The sequence below is a fragment of the Streptomyces canus genome (genome assembly GCF_041435015.1).
In the GTDB taxonomy this organism is placed as follows: Bacteria; Actinomycetota; Actinomycetes; order Streptomycetales; family Streptomycetaceae; genus Streptomyces; species Streptomyces canus_G.
The window spans coordinates 9884446-9905866 of sequence record NZ_CP107989.1 but is presented as its reverse complement, the minus strand read 5'-3'; the positions used below and the strand labels follow the sequence as shown (position 1 = coordinate 9905866).

Here is a 21421-nt window from a genome sequence, read left to right as displayed (position 1 = left end):
GTGTGATGAACGCGGTCGTGAACTCTGTGATGAACGCTGTGGTGCATGCCCGACGTGCACCGTGCCGACGGGACTGGAGGACGCTCTCCGGTGGTTCCGGTGGTCTCAGCCGCCGAACAGCTGCGCCTCGTGCCCCATCACCGCGATGCGGCGGCCCTTCATGTCCCCGACCTGCGCGATCGCGTCCGCCCACTCCTGGCTTGCGAGGGCCTTCTTCAGGTCCTGCGGGGAGTCGAAGCTGAGTACGGAGATCCCGTCCCAGCCCTCCGAGCGGGGTTCCAGCGCCTGGTCGATCGCGGTGTGGCGCCAGGTGCGAAGACCGGGCAGGCGGTAGGTCAGTTCCGCGTGGTCGCCGCGCCACCAGTCGATGAACTGCTCGTGGGTCCACTCCGGGGGCCTCGCGGCCAGCAGGACGAGGTTGTACATGGCGGTCCTCCGTGGGTGTCCGGTCGAAGCGGAGCTTGCAGGTGCAGCTGAATCCGGTCGTACGGTTCAGGTGAAGCGGATCTCGGACGACCGGCCGATCAGCAGGCGCTGCAGACGTCCGTGGTCGTCCACCCGGCCCGCGGCGACGAAGCTCGCCTCGGGCACTCCCCCGCGCCGCACCTCGCCGAGGAAGAGTTCGTCCTGGCCGAGGGTGGTCGCGGACAGGAGATGGTGGGTGCGGGTGCCCTTCTCTCGCTGTTCGAGATAGCCGACGAGGGCGGCACGGTCCCCGGCGAAGTCGGTCGCGTTGCCGTCGCCGGTGGAGAACAGGATGGAGAGGGTGAAGTCGTCGCTGATCAGGTCGAGGATCCGGGTCGGTTCGTCACTGTCGAGGATGTCGAACCACTCGGTGAGGAAGGGTGCGGGGGCGGCGTCGGTGGAGGTGTCGGTCATGTCGGCTCCCGGAAATGGGTGGGTGGCTGCCGGGGAGGGGCGCGGCTAGTCCGGCCGGTCGATGAGGTCGTAGGTGGTGCTGAAGTACGACTGGTAGCGGGCCATGCGCCCGTCGGGGGTGACGACGGCGGCCGAGAGGAAGGAGCCGACGGTCTTCCCGGACTCGGTGACCACTCCGTACACGGTCTCCAGATCGCCGTCGGAGCTGTGCCGGAGGATGGTGTGTCCTCTCTCGACGGCGTTGCGGCCGGCGATGTAGTCGGCGAAGTCGTCCCTGGAGGTTCCCGTCGCCTCACGGCCGGGCAGGGCGATCAGGAATCGGAAGTCCGGCTCGAGGAGTTCGAGTGCCCGACGGGGGTCGTCGCTGTCCATACGGGCCATGTAGTCGAGGATTACGCCGTCCATGGGAGTCCTCTCCATGCGGGGAAGGCTGGTTTCAGCCGCGGGGGGTATCAGTCGCGATCGGGGATTCCGTCACGGGAGGGCGGGGTGAAGAAGTCCCCCTGCGACTCCCAACGGCCGCCCCTGACGACGACCTTCTGAACGTCGCGGGTGCCGAGGTGGTGCTCCGCGGAGAAGTTCAGGACCGGTGCGACGCCGGTGTCGACCGCTCGGGCCTTCTTGTACGCGGCGGTCAGCGCCTCGGACGTGATCGGACCGTCGATGGTCCGGGCGATCTCGACGAACGCCTTGGCCGCTGCCCAGCCCCACAGGGTGATGAAGTCGGCCGGCTGCCCGCGCTCGTACTTCGCCATCGCGGAGCGGAACTCCTTGATGGCCGGGTCGCCGTCGTGGGGTGACTTCACCAGTTGCACCGCCTTGACACCTTCGGCCGCCTTGCCCGCCAGGGTGAGGGTGGACTGTGCCGCGACCGGAGCGTAGCCGTACACGGGGGTCGACAGCCCCTGCAGCTTGGCTTCCTTCAGATAGGACGCGGCCTCGGCGGCGGCGAGGATCACCACGACGGCGTCGGGTTTCTCACGCTTCACCTTGCTGATCACCGGGCTGTAGTCGGTGGTCTGGAACTTGACCGACAGGCTTTTGACCCGGACCGACGGATCGGTCTTGCGGGCGGCCGGGCCGATCTCCTTGGCGACGTTGACGAACGCCGCCGGGTCGCTGTGCACGACGAGCACCTTCTTCGCCCCGTCTTGCGCCGCCCACTGCCCGAGCGCCGATGCCTGGTCCTCGTAGAGCGTCTGCATGCCGAACAGGCCGTCGCGGGCCGGCTGGTACCAGGACGCGTCTCCGCCCAGGGTGTTGAGGACGGGGACCTTCGACTGCTCGAGGACGAAGGGGAAGGTGGCCTGGGACTGGGCGGTGCCGTTGGTGGCGACGATCGCGACCACTCCGTCCTGGTCGACGAGCCGGCGGGCGATCTGCACGGTCTGCTGCGGATCGAAGGCGTTGTCCTTGACGACCCAGTCGATCTTTCGTCCGTTGATTCCGCCACGGGCGTTGACCGACTTGAAGTACGCGTCGGCGCCGGCTCTCTCGGGGATGCCGAACGAGGCGACGGCTCCCGTGAGCGGGTACCACGCGCCGATCCTGATGACGTCGTCCCGCGCCGCGGGGCCTTGGGTGCCGCAGGCGCTCGCTGCCAGGGCGAGCAGGGCGGTGGCTGCGGCGATGAGCGAGCGTGTCGTGCGTCGTCGCAAGACCCCTCCTCAGATCAACCTGAGTTAAGTTCAGTTCAGTTCAGTTTGGATTTTAATCCCGAGGAAACAGCCCTGGCAATGGCTCGTCACGTACGGAGAAAGCAGTGCGGCCCTCCGACGGGGGGTCCGTCGGAGGGCCGCGAGGTGCGGTGACCGCTCAGCGCGTCAGGAGGCGACCATCCGGACGCAGGCGCCCTCGATCAGCTCGCTGACCTCCGCGAGCGGGGTCGGTCCCGACGGCCGGTACCACCGCCACACGCTGACGATCAGCCCGAGCACACTCGCACCGAGCAGCTGTGCGTCCCGCAGCGGGAAGGAGCCCTGGGACATGCCCTTGACGAGCAGATTCGTCCAGTCCCGTTCGACGACCTGGACCAGTTGGCGGGCCGCGACCCGCTCGTCCTCCTCGCGCTTGGACCTGCGCGAACCGGACAAGAGATCCATGTGGTTCTGCAGAATGCGCATCTGCAGAACCTCCTGCGGGGACACGTCGTAGGCCGCGCGGACCGCGGCCCGCAGCGCCTCGACGGGGTCCGCGGCGTCCTTCGTCGCCTCCACGAACCGGTCGTGGGAGCGCTGCAGTTCCACCCGCATGATGGTGAGCAGGCAGTGAGTCTTCGACTCGAAGTAGTGGTACAGGGCCGTCTGCCCGATGCCGACGCGCTCCGCCACCGTCGACCACTTGGTGGCCTCGAAGCCTGTCTCACCGAAGCAGTCCACCGCGGCCGTGAGAATGGCCGCGCGCTTGGACCGCGGTCCCGCCTCCGGTTCAACGATCCTCGTCATGCTCCCTCTCCATGGCCGTCACCCACCGTGTCCGTACCCGAGAGTAGACCCAAGTTGAACTCAGTTGCCAATCGGTTCCGGTCAGAGACGTTCGAGCATGGCCGGTCAGAGGCGTTCGAGTACGGTCGCGTTGGCCATCCCGCCGCCCTCGCACATCGTCTGCAGACCGTAACGGCCGCCGGTCCTGCGGAGCTGGTGGACGAGCGTGGTCATCAGCCGGGCGCCCGTGGCGCCGAGCGGATGCCCGAGCGCGATCGCTCCGCCGAAGGCGTTGACCCGCTCCTGGTCGGCACCGATCTCCTTCTGCCAGGCGAGGACGACGGAGGCGAAGGCCTCGTTGATCTCGACCAGGTCGATGTCGTCGATGGTCAGGCCGGCCCTGTCCAGGACCTTCTCGGTGGCCGGAATCGGGCCGGTCAGCATGTGAATCGGGTCGGAGCCCACCACTGCCATGGTGTGCACGCGGGCCAGCGGGGTCAGACCGTGGCGGCGGACCGCGTCCTCGGAGGCGATGAGCAGGGCGGCCGCACCGTCGGAGATCTGGCTGGCGACGGCGGCCGTCAGCCGCCCGTCCTCGGTGAGGGTCTTCAGTCCCGCCATCTTCTCGAGCGTGGTGTCGGCGCGCGGACCCTCGTCGGCGGCGAGTCCGAAGGCCGGGGTGATCTCCTCGTCGAAGGCTCCGCCGGCCTGCGCGGCGAGCGCCCGCTGGTGGCTGGTGAGCGCGAACCGCTCCATGTCCTCGCGGGAGACGCCCCACTTCTCGGCGATCAGCTCGGCCCCACGGAACTGCGAGACCTCCTGCTCCCCGAAGTGTTCGCGCCAGCCGTCCCCCGCGAAGGGACTGCCCATACCCGCCTGTTCGCCGACGAACATGGGGCTGGCTATCGGCACCAGGCTCATCACCTCCACCCCACCCGCGACCACCAGGTCTGCCGCACCGGAGCCGACGGCCTGGGCGGCGAAGTGCACGGCCTGCTGGGAGGAGCCGCACTGACGGTCGATGGTGGTTCCGGGGACGTGCTGGGGCAGCCCCGCAGACAGCCAGGCGGTGCGGGCGATGTTTCCGGTCTGGGCCCCGATCTGACTGACACAGCCGAAGTAGACATCGTCGACCGCGTCCGGGTCGGCTCCGGTGCGTTCCAGCAGGGCACGCAGCGCATGGGCGCCGAGATCGGCCGGGTGTACGCCGCTGAGCGTGCCCTTGCGGCGGCCGACCGGGGTACGGACGGCCCCGACGATGAATGCTTCCGACACGGTGGGCTCCCTTGGTTCGGGGATGAGTTGGGTGATCGTCGATTGATCAGGGCCTGGACGGGATGCGTGTGAAGTCCGGCGCCCTCTTGTCGAGGAACGCGGCGACGCCCTCACGGCCCTCGTCCGAGGCGGCCGCGGCGGCGAGCGCCCTGGCCTCGTCGTCGAGATGCCGGGCGAGATCCGCGGTCTGACCGGAGGCGACGAGGCGGAGGGTGGCGCCGAAGGCGGAGGTGGGGCCGCGGCGCAGGGCCTCGACGGTCCGCTCGGCCTCGGCGGACAGTTCGCCGGACGGGACGACACGGCTCACCAGGCCCATCGTGGCGGCTTCCCTCGCCGGTACACGGCGGTTCGTCAGCAGCAGCTCCACCGCCCGCTTGGGCCCGACGAGGCGGGGCAGCTGCCAGCTCACCCCGGCGTCCGGCGAGTAACCGATACCGGTGTACGCGGCGGTGAACGTGACGTCGTCGGCCGCGAGTGTCACGTCGGCGGCCACGGCGAGGCCGATGCCCGCGCCGGCGACGGCTCCCTGGACGGCGGTCACCATGGGCGCGTCGATCGCGGCGAACGTGCGCAGGGCGTCGTGCAGGGCGTCGGTCACCGCGACGAGGTGTTTCGCCAGGGCTTCACCCGTGAGCCGGGAGAACTCCCTGAGGTCGCCGCCGACGCAGAACGCCTTCCCCTCACCGGTGAGCAGCACGGCCCGTACGGCCGCACGTTCGCATGCCCGTGCCGCGTGGAGGAGCCCGCGCGCGGTCTCCAGGTCGATGGCGTTGCCCGCGTGGCCCCGGCGCAGCGTGACGCGGGCGAGGCCGTCGTCCTGGATCTCCACGCCGACACTCGCCGCGGGATCAGCTGCACGCCGGCTGATGTCCGTAGTAGGGCGATCCCCGGCACCCGGACCGACGTCCCCCGCCGAACGATCCACAGCACGTCGGCTGACACCCGTCGACTCACGATCCGCAGAACCCGGACCGACATCCCCCGTCACACGATCCACAGCGCCCGATTCGTTGGCCGCCACCGCGCCGTCCCTCGATCCCGATCCCGCGCCCACCGTCGCGCGCTCCCCCACGCCCGGTCCGGCGCCCGCCGCCGTCTGGCTCCCCACACCCGATCCGACGTCCGTCACCGCGCGGTCCATCCGCCGTCGACCGTCAGGACCTGGCCGGTGCAGTATGAGGACGCGTCCGAGGCCAGGAACAGCAGTGCGCCGTCGAGTTCGTGGCTGTCGCCACCGCGGTGCAGCAGGGTGTTGCGTTCGACCCAGCGGCTGGAGCGCTCGTCGCCGAACAGGTCCGCGGTCATCTCGGTGCGGAACCAGCCCGGGGCGAGTGCGTTGACGCGTGTTCCGCTACGGCCCCACTGTCCGGCCAGCTCGCGGGTCAGGCCGATGAGGCCGGCCTTGGACGCGGAGTAGCTCGCGCCGCCGAGAGGTGCTGCGGAGACCAGGCCGAGGATGGAGGAGACGTTGATGACGCTCCTGCCGCCACTCGCCGGGGCCGGGGCCTCTGCTGTCAGCCGGGCCAAGTGGAACGGCGCGGTGAGGTTGACGCCGAGGACGTCGGTGAAGGCGTCCGGGGACTCGTTCTCGGCACGGGTCTCCCCCGGGCTCGCGGCATTGTTGACCAGGATGTCGATGCGACCGGTGGTGGCCAGCGCCGTCTCGATGAGCCTCGTACGGTCGGCCTCCCGTGCCACGTCGCAGGCGACCGGGTGGATGCGCGCGTCAAAGTCCGCGAGTTCCTTCAGCCGGTCGACGCGGCGGGCGGCGGCGAACACGGTGGCGCCGGCCTGCGCGAGGACACTCGCGAACCGGGCGCCCAGCCCCGCGGACGCACCGGTGACGATGGCGGTCCTGCCCTCCAGCGAGAAGAGATCACCGGCGGGTCGCGGCGCGCTCACTCGTCCACCCCGATCGGCAGTGCGGTCGCGCCCCCGTCGAGCACCAGGGTCTGACCGGTCATCCAGGAGGAGGCGTCGGAGGCGAGGAACAGCGCAGCGCTCGCCACGTCCTCTACGGTGCCCAGGCGCCGCATCGGCAGCTTGGCGGTGAGGATGGGCTCGCGGACCTCCCACACCGCACGCGCCAGTTCGGTCTTGATCAGGCCGGGGGCGATGGCGTTCACCCGTGCGCGCGGCCCGAGTTCGTAGGCGAGTTGCCGGGTCATGTGGAGCATGGCCGCCTTGGTGGCGTTGTAGTAGCCGATGTGCGGGTCGACGATCAGTCCGCCGACGGAGGCGATGTTGACGACCGCTCCCCCGTGTTCGGCCATCCAGGCGCGCCAGGCGCAGCGGGTCCAGGCGATCATCCCGTACTGGTTGACCCGGACCGTCTTCTCCGCCCGCGGCAGGTCCAGGTCGAGCAGGTCGCCGTGGTACGGGTTGGTCGCCGCGTTGTTGACGAGGATGTCGACGCGGGCGAAGCGGGCCATGGTCTCGTCGACGCAGGCCTCGGCCTGGTCGGGCTCGCCGGCGTTGGCCACCACGGTGTGGAGGTCGCCGTCGCCCTTGACGCGCAGCAGTTCCTCGCGTGCCTGGGCCAGTCCGGCAGCCTTCCGGGCCGCTATGACCACGTGCGCGCCGGCCGCCCGGTAGGCGCCGGCGATGCCGAGGCCGATGCCGCGGGATCCGCCGGTGATGACGGCCACCTTGCCGTCGAGGGTGTTGGCGCTCACGCTGCCCCTGCCTTCGTGTCGGCCGACTGCCGTTCGGCCTTCGAGTCGGCGGTCTGCCGTTCGGCCTTCGGATCGGACTTCTTGTACCGGGCGAGTTCCTGGCGGGCGACCGTGCGCAGGTGCACCTCGTCGGGCCCGTCGGCGATCTTCAGTGCCCGGGTGATGGAGAACAGCCGGGCCAGTACGGTGTCGTCGCTGACCCCCGCCGCGCCGTGTGCCTGGACCGCGCGGTCGACCACCTGGTGGGCGACCTCCAGCGCCGCCACCTTGATCGCGGCGACCTCCATCCGGGCGGCGGCGTTGCCGACGGTGTCCATCAGCCATGCCGACTTCAAGACGAGCAGCCGTAGTTGTTCAATCTCGATGCGGCTGCGGGCGATCCACTCGCGCACCACGCCGCGATCCGCCAGGGGCCCGCCGAAGGCGACACGCTCAGTGGCGCGTTCGCACATCAGCTGCAGGGCGCGTTCCGCGAAACCCACGGCGCGCATCGCGTAGTGCATGCGTCCGGGGCCGAGCCGGCCCTGGGCGATGGAGAATCCGTCGCCCTCACCGCCGAGGATGTTCTCCACGGGTACGCGGACGTTCTCGAAGAGCACCTCGCCGTGGCCGCACCGGTCGGTGTAGCCGAACATCGGCAGGTCGCGCAGGACGGTGACGCCCGGTGTGTCGCGGGGAATGAGCAGCATGCTCTGCTGGCGGTAGGTGGGCGCGTCCGGGTCGGTCTTGCCCATCAGGATGATCAGCTTGCAGTCGGGGTCGAGGATCCCGGAGGTGTACCACTTGCGGCCGTTGACGACATAGCTGTCGCCGTGGCGGGTGATGCGGGTGCGGATGTTGCGGGCGTCGGAGCTGGCGACCTCGGGCTCGGTCATCGCGAAGCTGGACCGGATCTCGGCCTCCAGCAGGGGCCGCAGCCAGCGTTCCTGCTGTGCGGGGGTGCCGTACAGCGCGAGCAGTTCCATGTTGCCGGTGTCGGGTGCCGAGCAGTTGAACACCTCAGGGCCGATGATGGAGCGGCCCGCCAGTTCCATGAGGGGCGCGTATTCGAGGTTGGTGAGTCCGGCGCCCCAGTCGCCGTGCGCCATGAAGAGGTTCCACAGGCCCTCGGCGCGTGCCTTCTCCTTCAAGTCGGTCATCACCGGTGGCAGCGCGTGCGGGTCGTCCGCCTCGGCCAGCTGCCGGTCGTAGACGGCCTCCGCGGGGAAGACGTGCTGTTCCATGAACGACCGCATACGGTCCTGGAGTTCACTCGCCCGGGGCGAGAATCCGAAATCCACGAGTTGCTCCTCATGCTGGGGTGTGCCTGTGGGTCCGGGTCAGCCGAGGATGTCGCGCGCCGTGCGGATCATCGCGGCGATGGTGGGCGGCAGTCGCTCCTGGTCCGGGTCGTGGTGCTTGCCCTCGCGGTGCCGGCGCAGGTTGTGGCCCATGATCGCGGCCATCTTCATGCGGCCCAGGGCGCGGAACCAGTCCATCGCGGGCAGCGCGGGGCCGTCACCGCCGTAGGCGTCGAGGAGTTCGGCCTCGGTGGGCAGGCCGGGCACCGCGCGGCCCAGCTGCGGGAAGTTGCGGTGGTCGGCGAAGAGCAGGAACCAGCCCAGGTCGATGCGTGGGTCGCCCACGCTCCAGATCTCCCAGTCGACGACCGCCACCGCGCGCTCGCCGACGCACAGCACGTTCCCGAGCCGGAAGTCGCCGTGCAGCAGCACCGGGGCGAGCCCGTCGGGCACATCGTCGGCGAGGCGCTTGAGCAACTCCTCGCCTCCCGGCCGCAGTTCGGACGGTACGGCGTGCAGGGTGCGGCTCCATCGCGCCAGCTCACCGGCGGCGTCGAGCGGTTCGGGTGCGTCGAGACCGGGTGTGTCGATGTCGGTCTCGTGCAGCCGCCGCAGTACGGAGGCGATCTCCAGCATGCGTGCCCGGGCCGTGGCGGCGAGCACCTCGGGCTCGTCGAGGACGGGCTCTACGGCCTCACCGGCGGCGAAGTCCATGGCGAACCAGGCCGGTTGGCTCTCGTCGACGGCGGCGACGCCCGGCACCGGCACCGCGGTCGCGGCGAGCGCTCCCAGGACCCGTGCCTGGCGCAGCACGTCGTTGCGCCCGACGGGCCGCTGCCCGGGAGGCACCGCCTTGATGACGTACGCCGCCTCGCCCGCGGTCACCGAGTACGTCAGCCCCGAGTGGCCGCCGGGCAGGGTCCTCAACTCGCCCACGGGCGCCCCGGGATGGCGGCGGGCGAGAGCGTCACAGACCCGTGCGGCCAGCTCCGACACCTGCGTGGCCGTGCTCATCGGACGGGCTCCTTGGGCAGGCCGAGCACCCGCTCGGCGAGGATGTTGTGCTGGATCTCGTCGGTACCGCCCGCGATGCTGTATCCGGGCGCGCCAAGCAGGTGCTCCGTCCAGGCGTACGTGCCCCACTCCCCCGTGTCGGCGACGAGGCGCGGCCCCAGCAGCTCGGACACCAGGTCGCTGGTGCGGCGCATGGTCTCTGTGGCGTACAGCTTGCCGACCGAGGCCTCGGCTCCGGGTTCGCGTCCGGCGACGAGGGCGCCGGTCACCCGCAGTCCGATGAGCCGCTGCACGAGGGCGCGGAGGTAGACGTCGGCGGCCTGGCACTGTTCGCCGCCGGTGAGCGGGCGGGGCAGGTTCCTGGCCAGGTCCAGGGCCCGGTCGGCGTTGTCGAGGCCCAGGTTTCCGGAGTCGAGCCGTTCGGCGGCCAGCACGCTCAGCGTGACCCGCCAGCCCTCACCGACCGGTCCCAGCCGGTCGGTGTCGGGCACGGTCACGTCGTCGAGGTAGACCTCGTTGAAGCTGGCCCCGCCGGTCATCTGCTGGATGGGCCGTACGGTCACGCCCGGTGCGTCCATGCGCACCAGGAAGACGGTGATGCCGGCGTGCTTGCGTACGTCCGGGTCGGTGCGGCACACGGCGACCCCCCAGGTCGCGACGCCGGCCCCGGAGGTCCACACCTTGTGGCCCCGCAGCACCCAGTGGTCGCCTTCACGCACCGCCTTCGTGCGCACCGCGGCGAGATCGGACCCCGCCTCGGTCTCGGAGAAGAGCTGGCAGGCCAGCTCGTCCGTGCGCAGCATGGGCCGCAGCCAGCGCCCCTTCTGCTCGTCGGTGCCCCAGATGCCGATGGCGGGGGCGACCAGCTGCTGGGTCACGGGGAAGATCTCGGTGCGGTGCGGCACGTCGAAGGCCGCTTCCTCGGTGCGGTAGAGCTGCTCGTAGTACGCGGGCAGCTCGCGGCCTCCGTACGCGGTCTGCCAGTTGAGGGCGCCCCAGCCCTGGTCGTACCGGGTGCGTTCCCATTCCTGGGTGCGGGCGGTGTGCTCGCGTTCCTGCTGCTGCGTCCAGTTCTCGAACACGGCGACGGAGTCGGAGCCACTGCCCCACGCCCCGTCGGCGGTGCGCGGGTGCGCGACCGTGGCGAGCCACTGCCGGGCCTGCGCGCGGAACTCGTCGGGGGCCGGGATACCGCTCATTGCCTTCCTCTCCTTCCTCCGTCGCGGAACCTTCGGTCGCTGATCCCTCCGCCGCGGGCCCTTCCTTCGGGGATCAGCGGGACAGCACCGTGCAGGCGCTCACGCCCGGGGCGCCGTACACATGGGTGAAGCCGACCCTCGGTTCGCCCTGGACCTGTCGTTCGCCGGCCCGGCCGCGCAGTTGCTGGACGACCTCGTAGACCTGGCGCAGTCCCGACGCGCCGATGGGTTCGCCGTTGGCGATGCAGCCGCCGTCGGTGTTGACCGGCAGGGTGCCGCCGATCTCGGTGGCGCCCGAGGCGATCAGCCGCTCCTGTTCGCCGTTCTCGCAGAACCCGCACTCGGCCATGTGCATGACCTCGGCGCCGCTCTCGGTGTCCTGGAGCTGGCACACGTCCACGTCGCTGGGACCGAGCCCCGCCTCCTCGAAGGCGGCGGCGGAGGCGTCGCGGCTGACGCTGGTGAGCTCGCCCCCGGGGATCCAGGGGCTGAACACCTCGAACGAGCCGAAGCGACGGGTGCGTACGGCCGCCGAGCGCAGGGTGACCGACGGGCCGTCCAGGGTGCGGGCGACCTCGGGCGAGCACAGGACGAGCGCGGCGGCGCCCGCTCCCGGCGAGCAGAACATGAAGCGGGTCAGGGGATCACTGACCATGCCGGAGTCGAGGATCTCCTCGGCGGACACCGGCTTGCGCCGCCATGCCTCGGGGGTCAGTCCCCCGTTGCGGTAAGCCTTCTCGGCGACCAGGGCGAGGGTCTGCGGCGTGATTCCGTGGTCGTGCATGTAGCGCTGGATCTTCATGCCGAAGAACTGGGTGGTCACCATCAATCCGTCGCTGCCGTACTCGGCGCCCAGTCCCCAGTCCTCGGGGCGGGGGTCGAAGGCGCCGCGCGGATGTTTGTCGAAGCCGACGGCCAGGACCACGTCCGCCATGCCGGAGCGGATCGCGTTCACGGCGGAGACCAGGGCGCTGCCGCCGGTCGCGCAGCCGTTCTTGACGTTGACGAACGGCAGCCCGGTGAGGCCGAGTTGGGCCACCAGGGTGTCGGCGAGCCCGGCGCTGTCGCTGCCGCCGAACGCCGCTCCCACCCGCGACCACTCGATTCCGGCGTCCGCCAGAGCGCTGTTCACCGCGCCGACGGCCAGTTGGCGGCCGCTTGCCTCCGTGCGGCCGAACGGGGTGCGCCCGGCACCGCAGATCAGGACGTCGGCGCTCATGCGCTCCCCTTGTGGCCGGTGGTGGGGCGGGCCCGCGGCACCCCTTCGTCCGCGGTCACCGTGAGGGGCATGCCGATGCGGACCTCATCGAGGTCGTCGACGTCGAGGACGGCGGCCACCCGTACGCCGTCGGGCAGTTCGACGTAGCCGAGCGCGAACGGTGCGAAGCCGCCCGGTGGGGCCTGGTACGGCGGTGACTTGGGTGCGTAGCGCTGCACCGTCCAGGTCCACAGGGTGCCCGCGCCCGACAGGGCCGCCGGGTCGGCCGGCCCTCCGCAGCGCGGACACGCGTCGTCCGCGGGGTAGACCGACACCGAGCAGCCGGGGCAGCGTGAGCCCTGGAGTGCGGTCGCCGGACTGCGCGGATCCGTGGTCATGCGGATCAGCGCCCCTGCCACTTGGGCTCACGCTTCTCCAGGAACGCCGAGACGCCCTCGGCGGCGTCCTCGGAGTTGAGCGCGACGCCCACGGCGAGGTGCTCCATCACCATCAGCGACTGGGTGTCGGCGTCCAGGCTGCGGTCGATGGTCATCTTGGTGAGCCACATCGTGAACGGGCTCTTGTCGGTGAGGTCACCGATGAAGTCCTCGACCGTCTCGTCCAGCTTGTCGGCCGGGGCGGACTTGTTGATCAGGCCGAACTCGGCGGCCTCGGTGCCGGACAGGAGCTTGCCGGTGAGCATGAGCTCCTTGGTCTTGCGGATGCCGATCATGCGCGGCACGCGGTAGATCGGGCCCGCGCCGCCGAACAGCGAGCGACGGATGTGGAAGTCGCCGATCTTGGCGTCGTCCGCAGCGATGGCGAAATCACAGGAGATCATGATCTCGAAGCCGCCCGCGGTGACGTAGCCCTCCAGGACGGCGACGGAGGGGGTCTTCATCGAGTAGAGCCGGTCGCAGACCTTCGCGGACTTCACCGCGACGTCGATGGCGTTCGACTTGCCGACGAAGTCGGCCTTCAGGCTGTCGAGGTCGAAGCCCGAGCAGAAGGTGCCCCCACGGCCGCGGAACACCAGAACGCGCAGCTCGGGGTCCTCGTCGACCTCGGTGATGATCTCGTCGAGCCGGTCCAGGATCGGCACCGTGACGCAGTTCTTCTTCCACGGTCGGTTCAGCCAGACGCGGGCGACATGACCATCACGCTCGAACTGGATTTCGTCTTCCACTGCCATCTCAGATCCTCCAAACTGAACTGAATTCACTACGAGTTTGCGGAGGGGGTGATCCACTGTCAACCCCCTGGTCGAGATTGGCCGTAAGGACGTCCGCCGGTCCGCCCGGCTCAACTCCCGCCGCCGTCCGGAATGTCCACGAGGACCTTGAGCCGTCGAGCGCCCCGGACGTCGTGCAGCCCGGCGAGGGTGTCGTGGAGCGGGATGTGGTCGAGCCAGCCGTCCGTCGGGTAGTGACCGCTCGCCATGTGCTCGATGACCCTCTCGAAGACCCCGTCCGGGTAGGCCTCACAGCCGAGCAGGGCGAGTTCGGCCAGGCGCACCACGGACGCGTCGATGGCCACCGGGCCGGAGTACAGGGCCACCATCACCACCGGCGCCCGGGCGGCCAGCGAGCGGATCGCGGCGTCCAGCGCGTCGGCCCGGCCCGAGCATTCGACGGCGGCGTCCACGCCACGCCCCCCGGTGAAGGCCATCACCTCCGCGGCCACGTCGACCGCGCCGGGGTCGAGCACCCGACCCCCGTGCCGTTCGGCCGCCGCACGGCGTGCCGGCGAGGGCTCCACCATCAGCACTTCATCGACACCGTGCGCTTTGAACGCGAACAACGCACCCATCCCGACCGCGCCCGCACCCGTCACCAGCGCGCTGCCGCCACGGGGCACACGGGCCCGCTCCACCGCGTTCAGGGCCACCGCCATCGGCTCCACCAGGGCGCCCTGCTCCAGCGGGACACCGTCGGGCAACTGATGCACCGAGTCGGCCGGCACGACCACGTACTGGGCGAGGCCGCCGCCCGGGGCGGTCACACCGATCGCCGCCAGGGCCGTACACAGGTGGGACAGCCCCGACGTGCAGCGCGGACACACTCCACAGGTGCGGATCGGCCGTACGCAGACCCGGGCGCCGGGCGCGACCCGGCCGACCCCTTCCCCGCAGGTCACCACGGTCCCGGCGAACTCGTGCCCCAGGGTCTGCGGGAGGGTGGCACCGGTGAGCGGGTTGGGCACGTGCGTGGCCCGCGGGATCTCGAAGTACTCGTGCACATCGGTGCCGCAGATCCCCGCGTACGCCACGCGGATCTTCACTTGGCCCGGCCCCGGCTCGGGCTCGGACATCTCCTCGATCCGCAGATCCTTGGCTCCGTACAGCCTGGCGGCCAGCATGCTTCCTCCTCGGTGTCGGTCCCGTACGACACCTCCGAGATTGTCACTGAACTGAACTGACTTCAATAGAATGCTTGCCTGGTATCTCCCGCCTTGGCATCGTCGGCTGCGGACCCATGGGCTCGGGCATCGCCGAGGTGGCCGCCGTGCGCGGCCTCGACGTCAACATCCATCGCCGAGTCGACGCCCGAGCTGGCCGCGGCGGGCCGCGGACGTGTCACGGCGTCCCTGTACCGCGGTCCACGGCGCGGCAGGTTCGGCGAGGCAGACAACGACCAGGCCCTGGCCCGGCTGTCGTTCACCCATGATCCGGGCGCCCGGGGCCGACCGGCAGATCGTCATCGAGGCCGTTGCCGATAACCGGCCCGGACGAGTCCCGCCAACCTCGCCGTCACCGCCCTGGCCGAACTGCGCTCGCAAGCCGAACTCGACCATGCGCTGGTGGAGTAAGGGGCCGTGGACGCCTTCGAGTAACTGGCGACTCGCTGCGTCGCATTCTGCGCGCCCGCGGCGTAGGACCGGACCTCAGCACCCCGGCCCGGAGGAGGGCGCGGACCGGCTGCTACCCACCGATGTCATCAGCACGGCACACACCCTCGTCCGGACCACCGTGGATGCCTGCCCGGAGGACCAGGGGCACGGACCGGACGGTGGCCGGGTACCCACCGGATCCACGTCGGCTGGAAGGTCGGTCCGGACGAGCTGAGGGCCACCGGTGCCGAGCGGCCCCCGATTCCGTCACCTTGCCTGCGAGCCCTATGGGTGTTCGCCGAGTTGGAGGAGGCCTGCGAGGGAGAAGCACAAGGCGCCGGTGAGCGTGCCCCAGTTGGCGATGTCGGTATTGACGAGGCTGTCGGTGGCGGGTCGGGTATAGGCAGCGAGCGCGGAGACCATGAAGAGGGCGGAGCCGAGCTGGTTCACGGCGACGATCCGCCAGCCGAGGTTGTGCGGACGGAGGCAGGGCCGGCCGTGGCAGATCTCGACGAAGCCCAGGTGGCCGGAGAGCAGGAAGAGGGCGCAGCCGATCACATCGGGCACCCAGATCAGCCTGTTGACCTGGTGGACGTTCAGGCCCTGCAGAAAGGAATCCAGCAAGTCGACGGCGAAGACGAGTGTGCCCGCGAACAGGACGAACGTGCTCAGCCAGTCCACCCGCATCGGCTCGTAGCTCCACCACCGCCAGCGGCCGGTGACCAGCCGGCCTTCGCCGCCCCCCTCGTGGCGGGGCGCGTTGATCACCTGGAGCAGTGAGACGTACCCGCCGGTGCTGAAGAACAGGCCGCCCGCGAAGTAGATCGAGGCGCACTCGGTGGCGTCGCCGGAGCCGAACTGGGCGACGGCCGCGCCGGCGGCGAAGAGGGCTCCGCCGATGACGAAGGCGATCGCGGCAATGGCGTTGAGTCTGTGCAGGCGGGCGATGGCAACGGCGTCCGCACGGATGTGCCGAGTTGCCGCCGCACCGTGGGGTCGGACGGCGAGTACTCCGCGTCGGCGCGCGAGCCGGGAATCCCACACAGCGGTGCCGCCGCCGGGCGGGCGCCAGGTGAGCCGGGTGGTGAACGGTCCCGCGCCCTCGGCGCGCTGCTCAGGTTGTCCCACGGGCCGAGCTTAGAAATGGGCGGGACCGGAGGACGGGCGAAACGCCGTCGTGTCGAGCGACAGCCTGCGAGGGGGTGGCATGGGCCCTGGCCGGCCCGGTCTCGGCGGGAGTGCACCTTCGTCATCGCAGACCAGGCCCGCAGCCGCCGCGACGGTGACGCAGACTCCGAGGAGGTGGCCGGGAGCGAGAGGGCTGAAACGGCCGTGTCACGGGCCGACCACGCCGAAACAGCGTGGTGAGCAGCACCGGCACCCCCCGTCTCGCACCCGGCTCGGGGGCTTTCGATGACCGTACGCGCCTCATGCGGCCCGCGCTGCCCCGATCCGTGCCCCCGATGCGGCAGTCCTCCGGGCCTGCTCTGTCCTACACGCGCGCGCCGTGCACGTGCCGCGGCTCGGCCAGCAGACCGAAGATGACCAGAACGGACACGACCATGGTGCACAGAGACCAGAACGGGTAGACGGGAAGGAAGATCATCTGACCGACGAGACAGAACGCTGCCAGACAGACACCCGTCAGTCGCGCCGCTCTGGAACCCACGAGAACGCCGAGACCGGCCAGGGCCATCACGATGCCGATGGCGACCCAGATCCAGCCCCAAGCCGTGTAGTTGAGGATGAGCAACCGATTGCCCTGGGAGTAGACGGTCGAGTAGTAGCCGTGATTGAAGATCGCCACAAATCCGTTGAGCAGGTTGAAGAGGGCACTGACCATGAGCAGGATTCCGGCGAAGGCCACCCAGTGCGATCGCTCCATCGGTGGCACGGCACCGTCTGACGAGGTTGTCTGTTGCTGCATGGGATCCATGAGATGCAGCAACGTCGCGGGCCGCAATCGGTAGGGGCCCGTGGGGGTTGGAAAACGACGGTCACCTCCGCATCGGGCGCCTGGCAAATGGGCCGCGCTGTGGTGGGCCCGGAGGGTCGAGCTGCGGACCGCCGCACCACCTGGCTCAGCTGCTCGGCGGCCCGGCTGTGTCCTGCTCGGTGGCGGGTGCGGCGGTCGGCGGTGGGGGCAACCTGAGGCTGAGGACGTAGGAGACCACGACCGCCACGATCACCAACGGCATGACAGTGAGCCCCTCATGGCCCAGAAGCAGGGTGGCCAGCAACAAAGAGGTCATGGGCAACTTGAGCATCGCCGCCGACATCGCACCCACGCCCATCGCGAGCCCAGCGGTCACGCCGAGTCCGGGCAGGTGGGAGAGTGCGATACCGCCGGCTGCGCCGACGAACATGGCGGGGAACACCGGGCCACCACGGAAAGCCGCCATGGAGACGCAGTAGGCCACTGCCTTGCAGGCGACGAGCACCGTGAGCGCGCCTGCCGAATACTGCGCGTTGGCGGTGAGAAGAGGGCCGAGGGCGCTCTGTCCGGAGTACAGCAGCCCCGACGCCGGGTGGCCGGTCCACTCCGCGTAGAGCAAGGCGATCACACCGACGATGACACCCGCGAGCACGGTGGCCGTCAGCCGTCGCGGTTCGACCAGTTTCAGCAAATGGAGGGCTAGCCACCGGATCCCGACGCCGAGCAGCGCCGCCGCTACCCCGATCAGGAGCGCCCAGCCGAACCCGGCGGCATCCGGTGTGGCGGCATGGGGGACGTTCGGCAGCGTCAGCGAGTAGGTACCCAGGCCGGTCCACGAGCCCAGGCCGGTGAAGATGAGCGCACCAATGCCGGAGGCGAGCAACCCGGGCACCAGGACGACGCCGAGCATAGCTCCACCAAAGCCAGACATTTCCATGAGCAGGAACGCTCCGAGCAGCGGCGAACCGAGCAGGGTGCTGATCGCGGCGAAACTCCCGGAGGCTCCCACGACGGCGGTCGCCTGCTTCGGGAACGATTTCCGCGCCAGACGCAGCGCCGCCACGGCGAGACCGCTGCCCAGGGCGATGAGCGGGGCCTCCGGCCCGATGACCGCCCCGAAGCCGAGTGACGCCAGCGCGGCGAGCGCCACGCCGGGCAAATTGACTGTCGGGGTCGGGCCCGAGGCCACGAACCCTTGGGCCGGCTCGTGACCACCGTTGCCGGGGAGGTACCGGACGATCGGACCGACAAGGAGCCCGGCCACGGCCAGCAGCGGCACCGCCCACCAGTTGGGCGTGCCATGAAAGCCCAGAGCCTGGGGCAGATCCGTGTAGGTGAGTGACTGGAGCTTGTTGACGAGCGCGAGAAAACCGAAGGCCGCCGCCGAGATCGGGACGCCGAGAACCGCCGCGATCAGGAGGAGAACCACGTAACCACGGCTACGGACGAGAGTCAGGGGGTCCGTGGCGGTCGCTGGGGGCTTTCCGTCAGGCGCGACCGGACGGCTTGCAGAGGTCACGACGAGGCCCCCGACATGCACGCGATACAGCGGGATTGCATCCGGACTCCGGAGCTGGGGCAGTCGGCCGCGGCCGCCGCGGGGTCATGGCAGAAACGAAATGGGGACTCACTGGGCCGAAAGAGATCGGCACGAGTTCCACCGTCCGGTGGGCGGGCCGCTCCTCCTATGGTTCGAATGGTGCATGGCGGAGCCGGGGAACGCAGCGCCGAGTACCCCTGCCGCCATGTCGTCCGCTTCTCCAGAACGGCGTGCCGGGCTGGCTTTGGAGCAGCGGCTGTCTCCTGCGATCTCACGGCCCTCCCGGACGTAACGGCGATCGTGACCGCCCTGTGATGGTGACGGGTACAGGGAAGGATCAGGGCACACGGCACGGACTCGGCTACCGCCCACGCACTCACCCTCAAGACCGATCATGGTGGCCTACGTCCAATTCGGCATCACGGCATAGCCGAGCTGAGGATCGCCTTCCGGCAGGGCGAGGTGAAGGTGAAGTGCTCGAGCTGCCCGAAAGCCGCCTGACACCCGATCAGGACGAGCGCCAATTGAGCGTCACGAGCGCCATTTCAGCGCCATTTCAGCGCCACGATATCGCCCCAACGCCCCCACCTCACATCATGGGCACGCACAAATCCGCAGGTCAAGGGCCCTTCGCGGCCGGTTCGAGGATCGCCACGCACTCCACGTGATGCGTCAGCTCTGCCCAGGTCGTGGGCCTGCACTTCTTCGACCGGGTACCGGTACAGAAGCTGGTCGAGGTGATCCCCGCGCTCACCACCGCCACCGACACCGTGACACGCGCCCGCTCCTTCGTCGCCGAGCGGCTCGGCAAGGCGGTCGTCCAGGATCCCGACCGGTCCGGGTTCTTGGTCAACGCGCTGCTGCTGCCGTGTCTGCTCGCGGCTGTCCGCACGGTCGAGTCCGGGGCCGCCCGGTCGGAGGACATCGACAGCGGCATGGAGCTGGGCTGCGCCCACCCGATCGGCCCGCTGCGGCTGCCCGGCCTGATCGGCCTGGACACGGCACAGGCCGTAGCGGACTCGCTGTACGACGAGTTCAAGGAGCCCCTGTAGGCCGCTCCCCCGCTGCCCCAGCGGATGGTCGCCGCCGGCCACCTGGGTTGTAAGAGCGGCCGCGGAGTCTACGGTGACGAGGCCTGAGCAGACGGCATTCCTTTGTATGAGTCGGCCGCTGGTAGTCCAGTGGCCGGCTCACACACGCGATCGCTCTCTCACGGCGCCCCCGTCGCGACCCCCTCCGCGGCCGCGCGCCCCTCCGCGAGGGCGTGCGCGATGCGGCGCGGCACGACGCAGTCGCCGATCGCGCGGACGGTCTGACCGTCGGCTGGGGTGAACTCCGGTCGTCGCGGGCGGCGTTCGCCGACGGTCACCAGGATGTCGGCGGCGAGAGTCGTCTCGTGGCCGTCCATGACATTGCGCAGGAGCAGTTCGCCGACCGTCGTGGCCGTCACGGTGTTCATCGCGGCGATGCGGAGGGGCGCGCGGGTGAGGCGGTTCATCAGCTGGGTGCGGTTCTCCGCTGACAGGCCCGTCGCGAACCCCGTGCCGGGGGTGACGACCGTGACCTCGCGAGCGCCCGCCGCCAACGCGCTCTCGACGGCGCTGATGCCCTGCCACCAGCCGAAGCCGTCGTCGAGGACGGCCACCCTGGGCGCTCGCGGGACGAGGTCGGTGTACTGGTCGAGGAAGTCCGTGCTGGTGAGCCGGCGCATCTCGCCCGGGACGGGAACGACCGTCTCCTCGGCGCCGGTGGCGAGCACGAGCTGGGCGTACTCGGCCAGTTCGGCAGAGGTGACGGACGCACCGAGCCGCACGGGGACGCCGAGGTCGGCGAGCTGGTCGCGCTGGTACGTGACGAGCTTCTGCCAGCCGGAGCGGTGCGCGGCGAGTGCGGCGAGACGCGCCTGGCCGCCGGCCGCCGGGGCACGGTCGAAGACGACGACCTCGGCGCCGGTACGGGCTAGGGCCATGGCGCACTCCATGCCCGCGGGGCCCGCGCCGAGGACGGCGACGGGTCCGGTGCGGGATGCGCGCCGGGTGAGCAACAGCGGCACCGCCGGGCGGGACGCGGTCCCTGGCGGGCCGAGCTCCGGGTTCACCGAGCAGGATCCGGTGGGCTCGAAGGTCCGGCAGCCCTCGTTGCAGCCCGTACAGGGGCGTACGGAGCGCTCGTCGCCCGCGATCACCTTGCGGGCGAAGTCCGGGTCCGCCATGAAGGGCCGTGCCATGCCCACCAGGTCGGCCCCCGAGTCCAGCGCCCGCTCGATGCCGGCCACCGACCGGAACCCCTGACTGGTCAGCAACGGCACCGCCACCGCCGCACGCAGCCGAGCCACCGACTCCAGCAGGGGCGGGCGGGTGGTGGCCATGCCCGGGACGTAGGTGTTGCGGACGCCGGTGGTGACGTTGGCGTAGGTGAAGGGCGATGCCTCGTACAGGCGTGGCAGCAGCTCGGTCAGGTCGTCCAGGTCGAGCCCGGAGTTGTCACCGGGTTCCACCGATACCCGTACGCCGACGGGGAGTCGGCCGATCTCGGTGCGGATGGCGTCGATCACCTGGGCGAGCAGGGCGATACGGTCGCCGTACTCGTCGTCGCGGATGTTGTTGACGCGGGAGAGGAACTGGGCGAGCAAGTAGCCGTGGCCCGCGTGCAGTTCGACGCCGTGAAAGCCGGCCCGCACACTGTTCGCCGCCGAGACGCGGAAGGCGTCGACGACTCGGCGCACTTCCTCCGTGCTCAGCGGGTGGGGCGCGGTCGCCTCACGAGGGGAACGGACGGCGGCGGCGGAGACCGGCGGATAGTAGGTGCCCGCGCCGAGGGTCTCGCGGCCGAGGTGGACGAGCTGGGCGATGGCGACCGCGCCGCCGTCGGTGATGGCATCGGCCCGGCGGCGTACGGCGTCCTTGATCTCGGGGCGCCATGCCTCGGTCAGGTAGCGCTGCGGCAGGGTCGACTCGGGGGCCACGGCGGTGCCGCCCGTGATCACCATCCCGGCGCCGCCCCTCGCAAGGCGGCGCCAGTAGGCCGCATCGCTGTCGGTGGGGGCGCCGTCGGCGACGGCGGCGGTGGCGTGGGCGGTGGCGACGAGGCGGTTGCGGAGGGTGAGATCACCGAGGGTGAACGGCGTGGCGAGGGTGAGGTCGGCGCTGGGTGTCATGGGGAACTCCGTGCCT

General features: G+C 70.4%; 20 protein-coding genes and 2 pseudogenes. 2 read left to right on the top strand and 20 right to left on the bottom strand.

Features of this window, described 5'->3' with window-relative positions:
• Nucleotides 1-105 precede the first annotated feature (105 nt).
• From OG841_RS45150 to OG841_RS45075, 16 genes are all read right to left on the bottom strand, one after another.
• Nucleotides 106-426 (bottom strand): EthD domain-containing protein, encoded by a 321-nt coding sequence (locus OG841_RS45150; protein ID WP_328636037.1) that lies wholly within the window; start codon nucleotides 424-426, stop codon nucleotides 106-108.
• 66 nt (nucleotides 427-492) lie between these two features.
• Nucleotides 493-879 carry a hypothetical protein gene (locus tag OG841_RS45145; protein ID WP_328636038.1) on the bottom strand — a complete coding sequence of 129 codons (387 nt, stop codon included), beginning with the start codon at nucleotides 877-879 and terminating at the stop codon, nucleotides 493-495.
• 45 nt (nucleotides 880-924) lie between these two features.
• On the bottom strand, nucleotides 925-1284 hold the full coding sequence (locus OG841_RS45140) for a nuclear transport factor 2 family protein (RefSeq protein ID WP_328636039.1): 360 nt from the start codon (nucleotides 1282-1284) through the stop codon (nucleotides 925-927).
• 47 nt (nucleotides 1285-1331) lie between these two features.
• Nucleotides 1332-2537 (bottom strand): ABC transporter substrate-binding protein, encoded by a 1206-nt coding sequence (locus OG841_RS45135; protein ID WP_328636040.1) that lies wholly within the window; start codon nucleotides 2535-2537, stop codon nucleotides 1332-1334.
• Nucleotides 2538-2702: 165 nt separating this feature from the next.
• The gene (locus OG841_RS45130) at nucleotides 2703-3323 is read right to left on the bottom strand and encodes a TetR/AcrR family transcriptional regulator (RefSeq protein ID WP_280859957.1); all 621 of its coding nucleotides are present in this window, start codon (nucleotides 3321-3323) and stop codon (nucleotides 2703-2705) included.
• A 105-nt stretch (nucleotides 3324-3428) separates the two neighbouring features.
• Nucleotides 3429-4577, bottom strand: a complete 1149-nt coding sequence (locus OG841_RS45125; protein ID WP_328636041.1) for an acetyl-CoA C-acetyltransferase — start codon at nucleotides 4575-4577, stop codon at nucleotides 3429-3431.
• A gap of 46 nt (nucleotides 4578-4623) precedes the next feature.
• Entirely contained in the window at nucleotides 4624-5406 is a 783-nt protein-coding gene (locus OG841_RS45120) for an enoyl-CoA hydratase/isomerase family protein (protein WP_371570091.1), read from the bottom strand.
• A gap of 296 nt (nucleotides 5407-5702) precedes the next feature.
• On the bottom strand, nucleotides 5703-6479 hold the full coding sequence (locus OG841_RS45115; protein ID WP_371570090.1) for an SDR family NAD(P)-dependent oxidoreductase: 777 nt from the start codon (nucleotides 6477-6479) through the stop codon (nucleotides 5703-5705).
• Nucleotides 6476-7252, bottom strand: coding sequence for an SDR family oxidoreductase (locus tag OG841_RS45110; protein WP_328636044.1), 777 nt, complete (start codon nucleotides 7250-7252; stop codon nucleotides 6476-6478). Before OG841_RS45110 ends, OG841_RS45115 begins: the two co-directional genes overlap by 4 nt.
• The gene (locus tag OG841_RS45105; RefSeq protein WP_371570087.1) at nucleotides 7249-8532 is read right to left on the bottom strand and encodes an acyl-CoA dehydrogenase family protein; all 1284 of its coding nucleotides are present in this window, start codon (nucleotides 8530-8532) and stop codon (nucleotides 7249-7251) included. The genes OG841_RS45110 and OG841_RS45105 overlap by 4 nt, the downstream gene beginning before the upstream one ends.
• Before the next feature lie 39 nt (nucleotides 8533-8571).
• Nucleotides 8572-9546 (bottom strand): phosphotransferase family protein, encoded by a 975-nt coding sequence (locus OG841_RS45100; protein ID WP_365121365.1) that lies wholly within the window; start codon nucleotides 9544-9546, stop codon nucleotides 8572-8574.
• Nucleotides 9543-10745 (bottom strand): acyl-CoA dehydrogenase family protein, encoded by a 1203-nt coding sequence (locus tag OG841_RS45095; RefSeq protein ID WP_365121362.1) that lies wholly within the window; start codon nucleotides 10743-10745, stop codon nucleotides 9543-9545. The genes OG841_RS45100 and OG841_RS45095 overlap by 4 nt, the downstream gene beginning before the upstream one ends.
• A gap of 73 nt (nucleotides 10746-10818) precedes the next feature.
• Nucleotides 10819-11964 carry a thiolase family protein gene (locus OG841_RS45090; RefSeq protein WP_365121360.1) on the bottom strand — a complete coding sequence of 382 codons (1146 nt, stop codon included), beginning with the start codon at nucleotides 11962-11964 and terminating at the stop codon, nucleotides 10819-10821.
• The gene (locus OG841_RS45085) at nucleotides 11961-12341 is read right to left on the bottom strand and encodes a Zn-ribbon domain-containing OB-fold protein (RefSeq protein WP_328636049.1); all 381 of its coding nucleotides are present in this window, start codon (nucleotides 12339-12341) and stop codon (nucleotides 11961-11963) included. The genes OG841_RS45090 and OG841_RS45085 overlap by 4 nt, the downstream gene beginning before the upstream one ends.
• A gap of 5 nt (nucleotides 12342-12346) precedes the next feature.
• Nucleotides 12347-13135, bottom strand: coding sequence for an enoyl-CoA hydratase/isomerase family protein (locus OG841_RS45080; RefSeq protein WP_328636050.1), 789 nt, complete (start codon nucleotides 13133-13135; stop codon nucleotides 12347-12349).
• A 110-nt stretch (nucleotides 13136-13245) separates the two neighbouring features.
• Nucleotides 13246-14301 (bottom strand): alcohol dehydrogenase catalytic domain-containing protein, encoded by a 1056-nt coding sequence (locus OG841_RS45075; protein WP_371570084.1) that lies wholly within the window; start codon nucleotides 14299-14301, stop codon nucleotides 13246-13248.
• Between the two features lie 74 nt (nucleotides 14302-14375).
• Between OG841_RS45075 and OG841_RS45070 the strand changes: the two are divergent.
• A pseudogene (locus OG841_RS45070) lies at nucleotides 14376-14665 on the top strand (3-hydroxyacyl-CoA dehydrogenase NAD-binding domain-containing protein); the annotation flags it as partial.
• A 392-nt stretch (nucleotides 14666-15057) separates the two neighbouring features.
• Here the strand turns inward: OG841_RS45070 and OG841_RS45065 are convergent.
• From OG841_RS45065 to OG841_RS45055, 3 genes are all read right to left on the bottom strand, one after another.
• Nucleotides 15058-15900, bottom strand: coding sequence for a hypothetical protein (locus tag OG841_RS45065; RefSeq protein WP_328636052.1), 843 nt, complete (start codon nucleotides 15898-15900; stop codon nucleotides 15058-15060).
• 364 nt (nucleotides 15901-16264) lie between these two features.
• On the bottom strand, nucleotides 16265-16657 hold the full coding sequence (locus OG841_RS45060) for a DUF7144 family membrane protein (RefSeq protein WP_328636053.1): 393 nt from the start codon (nucleotides 16655-16657) through the stop codon (nucleotides 16265-16267).
• Nucleotides 16658-16853: 196 nt separating this feature from the next.
• Nucleotides 16854-18227 (bottom strand): chloride channel protein, encoded by a 1374-nt coding sequence (locus OG841_RS45055; protein ID WP_371570081.1) that lies wholly within the window; start codon nucleotides 18225-18227, stop codon nucleotides 16854-16856.
• A gap of 701 nt (nucleotides 18228-18928) precedes the next feature.
• Between OG841_RS45055 and OG841_RS45050 the strand changes: the two are divergent.
• Nucleotides 18929-19387, top strand: a pseudogene (locus OG841_RS45050) (3-hydroxyacyl-CoA dehydrogenase family protein); the annotation flags it as partial.
• 71 nt (nucleotides 19388-19458) lie between these two features.
• Here OG841_RS45050 and OG841_RS45045 read toward each other — a convergent pair.
• Entirely contained in the window at nucleotides 19459-21405 is a 1947-nt protein-coding gene (locus OG841_RS45045) for an oxidoreductase (RefSeq protein ID WP_371570079.1), read from the bottom strand.
• Between the last annotated feature and the right edge of the window lie 16 nt (nucleotides 21406-21421).

What these genes read in the sequence shown, in the direction of transcription:
- OG841_RS45150 (WP_328636037.1), bottom strand. Translation starts at nt 426, where the DNA reads ATGTACAACCTCGTCCTGCTGGCCGCGAGGCCCCCGGAGTGGACCCAC.
- OG841_RS45145 (WP_328636038.1), bottom strand. Translation starts at nt 879, where the DNA reads ATGACCGACACCTCCACCGACGCCGCCCCCGCACCCTTCCTCACCGAG.
- OG841_RS45140 (WP_328636039.1), bottom strand. Translation starts at nt 1,284, where the DNA reads ATGGACGGCGTAATCCTCGACTACATGGCCCGTATGGACAGCGACGAC.
- OG841_RS45130 (WP_280859957.1), bottom strand. Translation starts at nt 3,323, where the DNA reads ATGACGAGGATCGTTGAACCGGAGGCGGGACCGCGGTCCAAGCGCGCG.
- OG841_RS45100 (WP_365121365.1), bottom strand. Translation starts at nt 9,546, where the DNA reads ATGAGCACGGCCACGCAGGTGTCGGAGCTGGCCGCACGGGTCTGTGAC.
- OG841_RS45095 (WP_365121362.1), bottom strand. Translation starts at nt 10,745, where the DNA reads ATGAGCGGTATCCCGGCCCCCGACGAGTTCCGCGCGCAGGCCCGGCAG.
- OG841_RS45090 (WP_365121360.1), bottom strand. Translation starts at nt 11,964, where the DNA reads ATGAGCGCCGACGTCCTGATCTGCGGTGCCGGGCGCACCCCGTTCGGC.
- OG841_RS45085 (WP_328636049.1), bottom strand. Translation starts at nt 12,341, where the DNA reads ATGACCACGGATCCGCGCAGTCCGGCGACCGCACTCCAGGGCTCACGC.
- OG841_RS45080 (WP_328636050.1), bottom strand. Translation starts at nt 13,135, where the DNA reads ATGGCAGTGGAAGACGAAATCCAGTTCGAGCGTGATGGTCATGTCGCC.
- OG841_RS45075 (WP_371570084.1), bottom strand. Translation starts at nt 14,301, where the DNA reads ATGCTGGCCGCCAGGCTGTACGGAGCCAAGGATCTGCGGATCGAGGAG.
- OG841_RS45060 (WP_328636053.1), bottom strand. Translation starts at nt 16,657, where the DNA reads ATGGAGCGATCGCACTGGGTGGCCTTCGCCGGAATCCTGCTCATGGTC.
- OG841_RS45045 (WP_371570079.1), bottom strand. Translation starts at nt 21,405, where the DNA reads ATGACACCCAGCGCCGACCTCACCCTCGCCACGCCGTTCACCCTCGGT.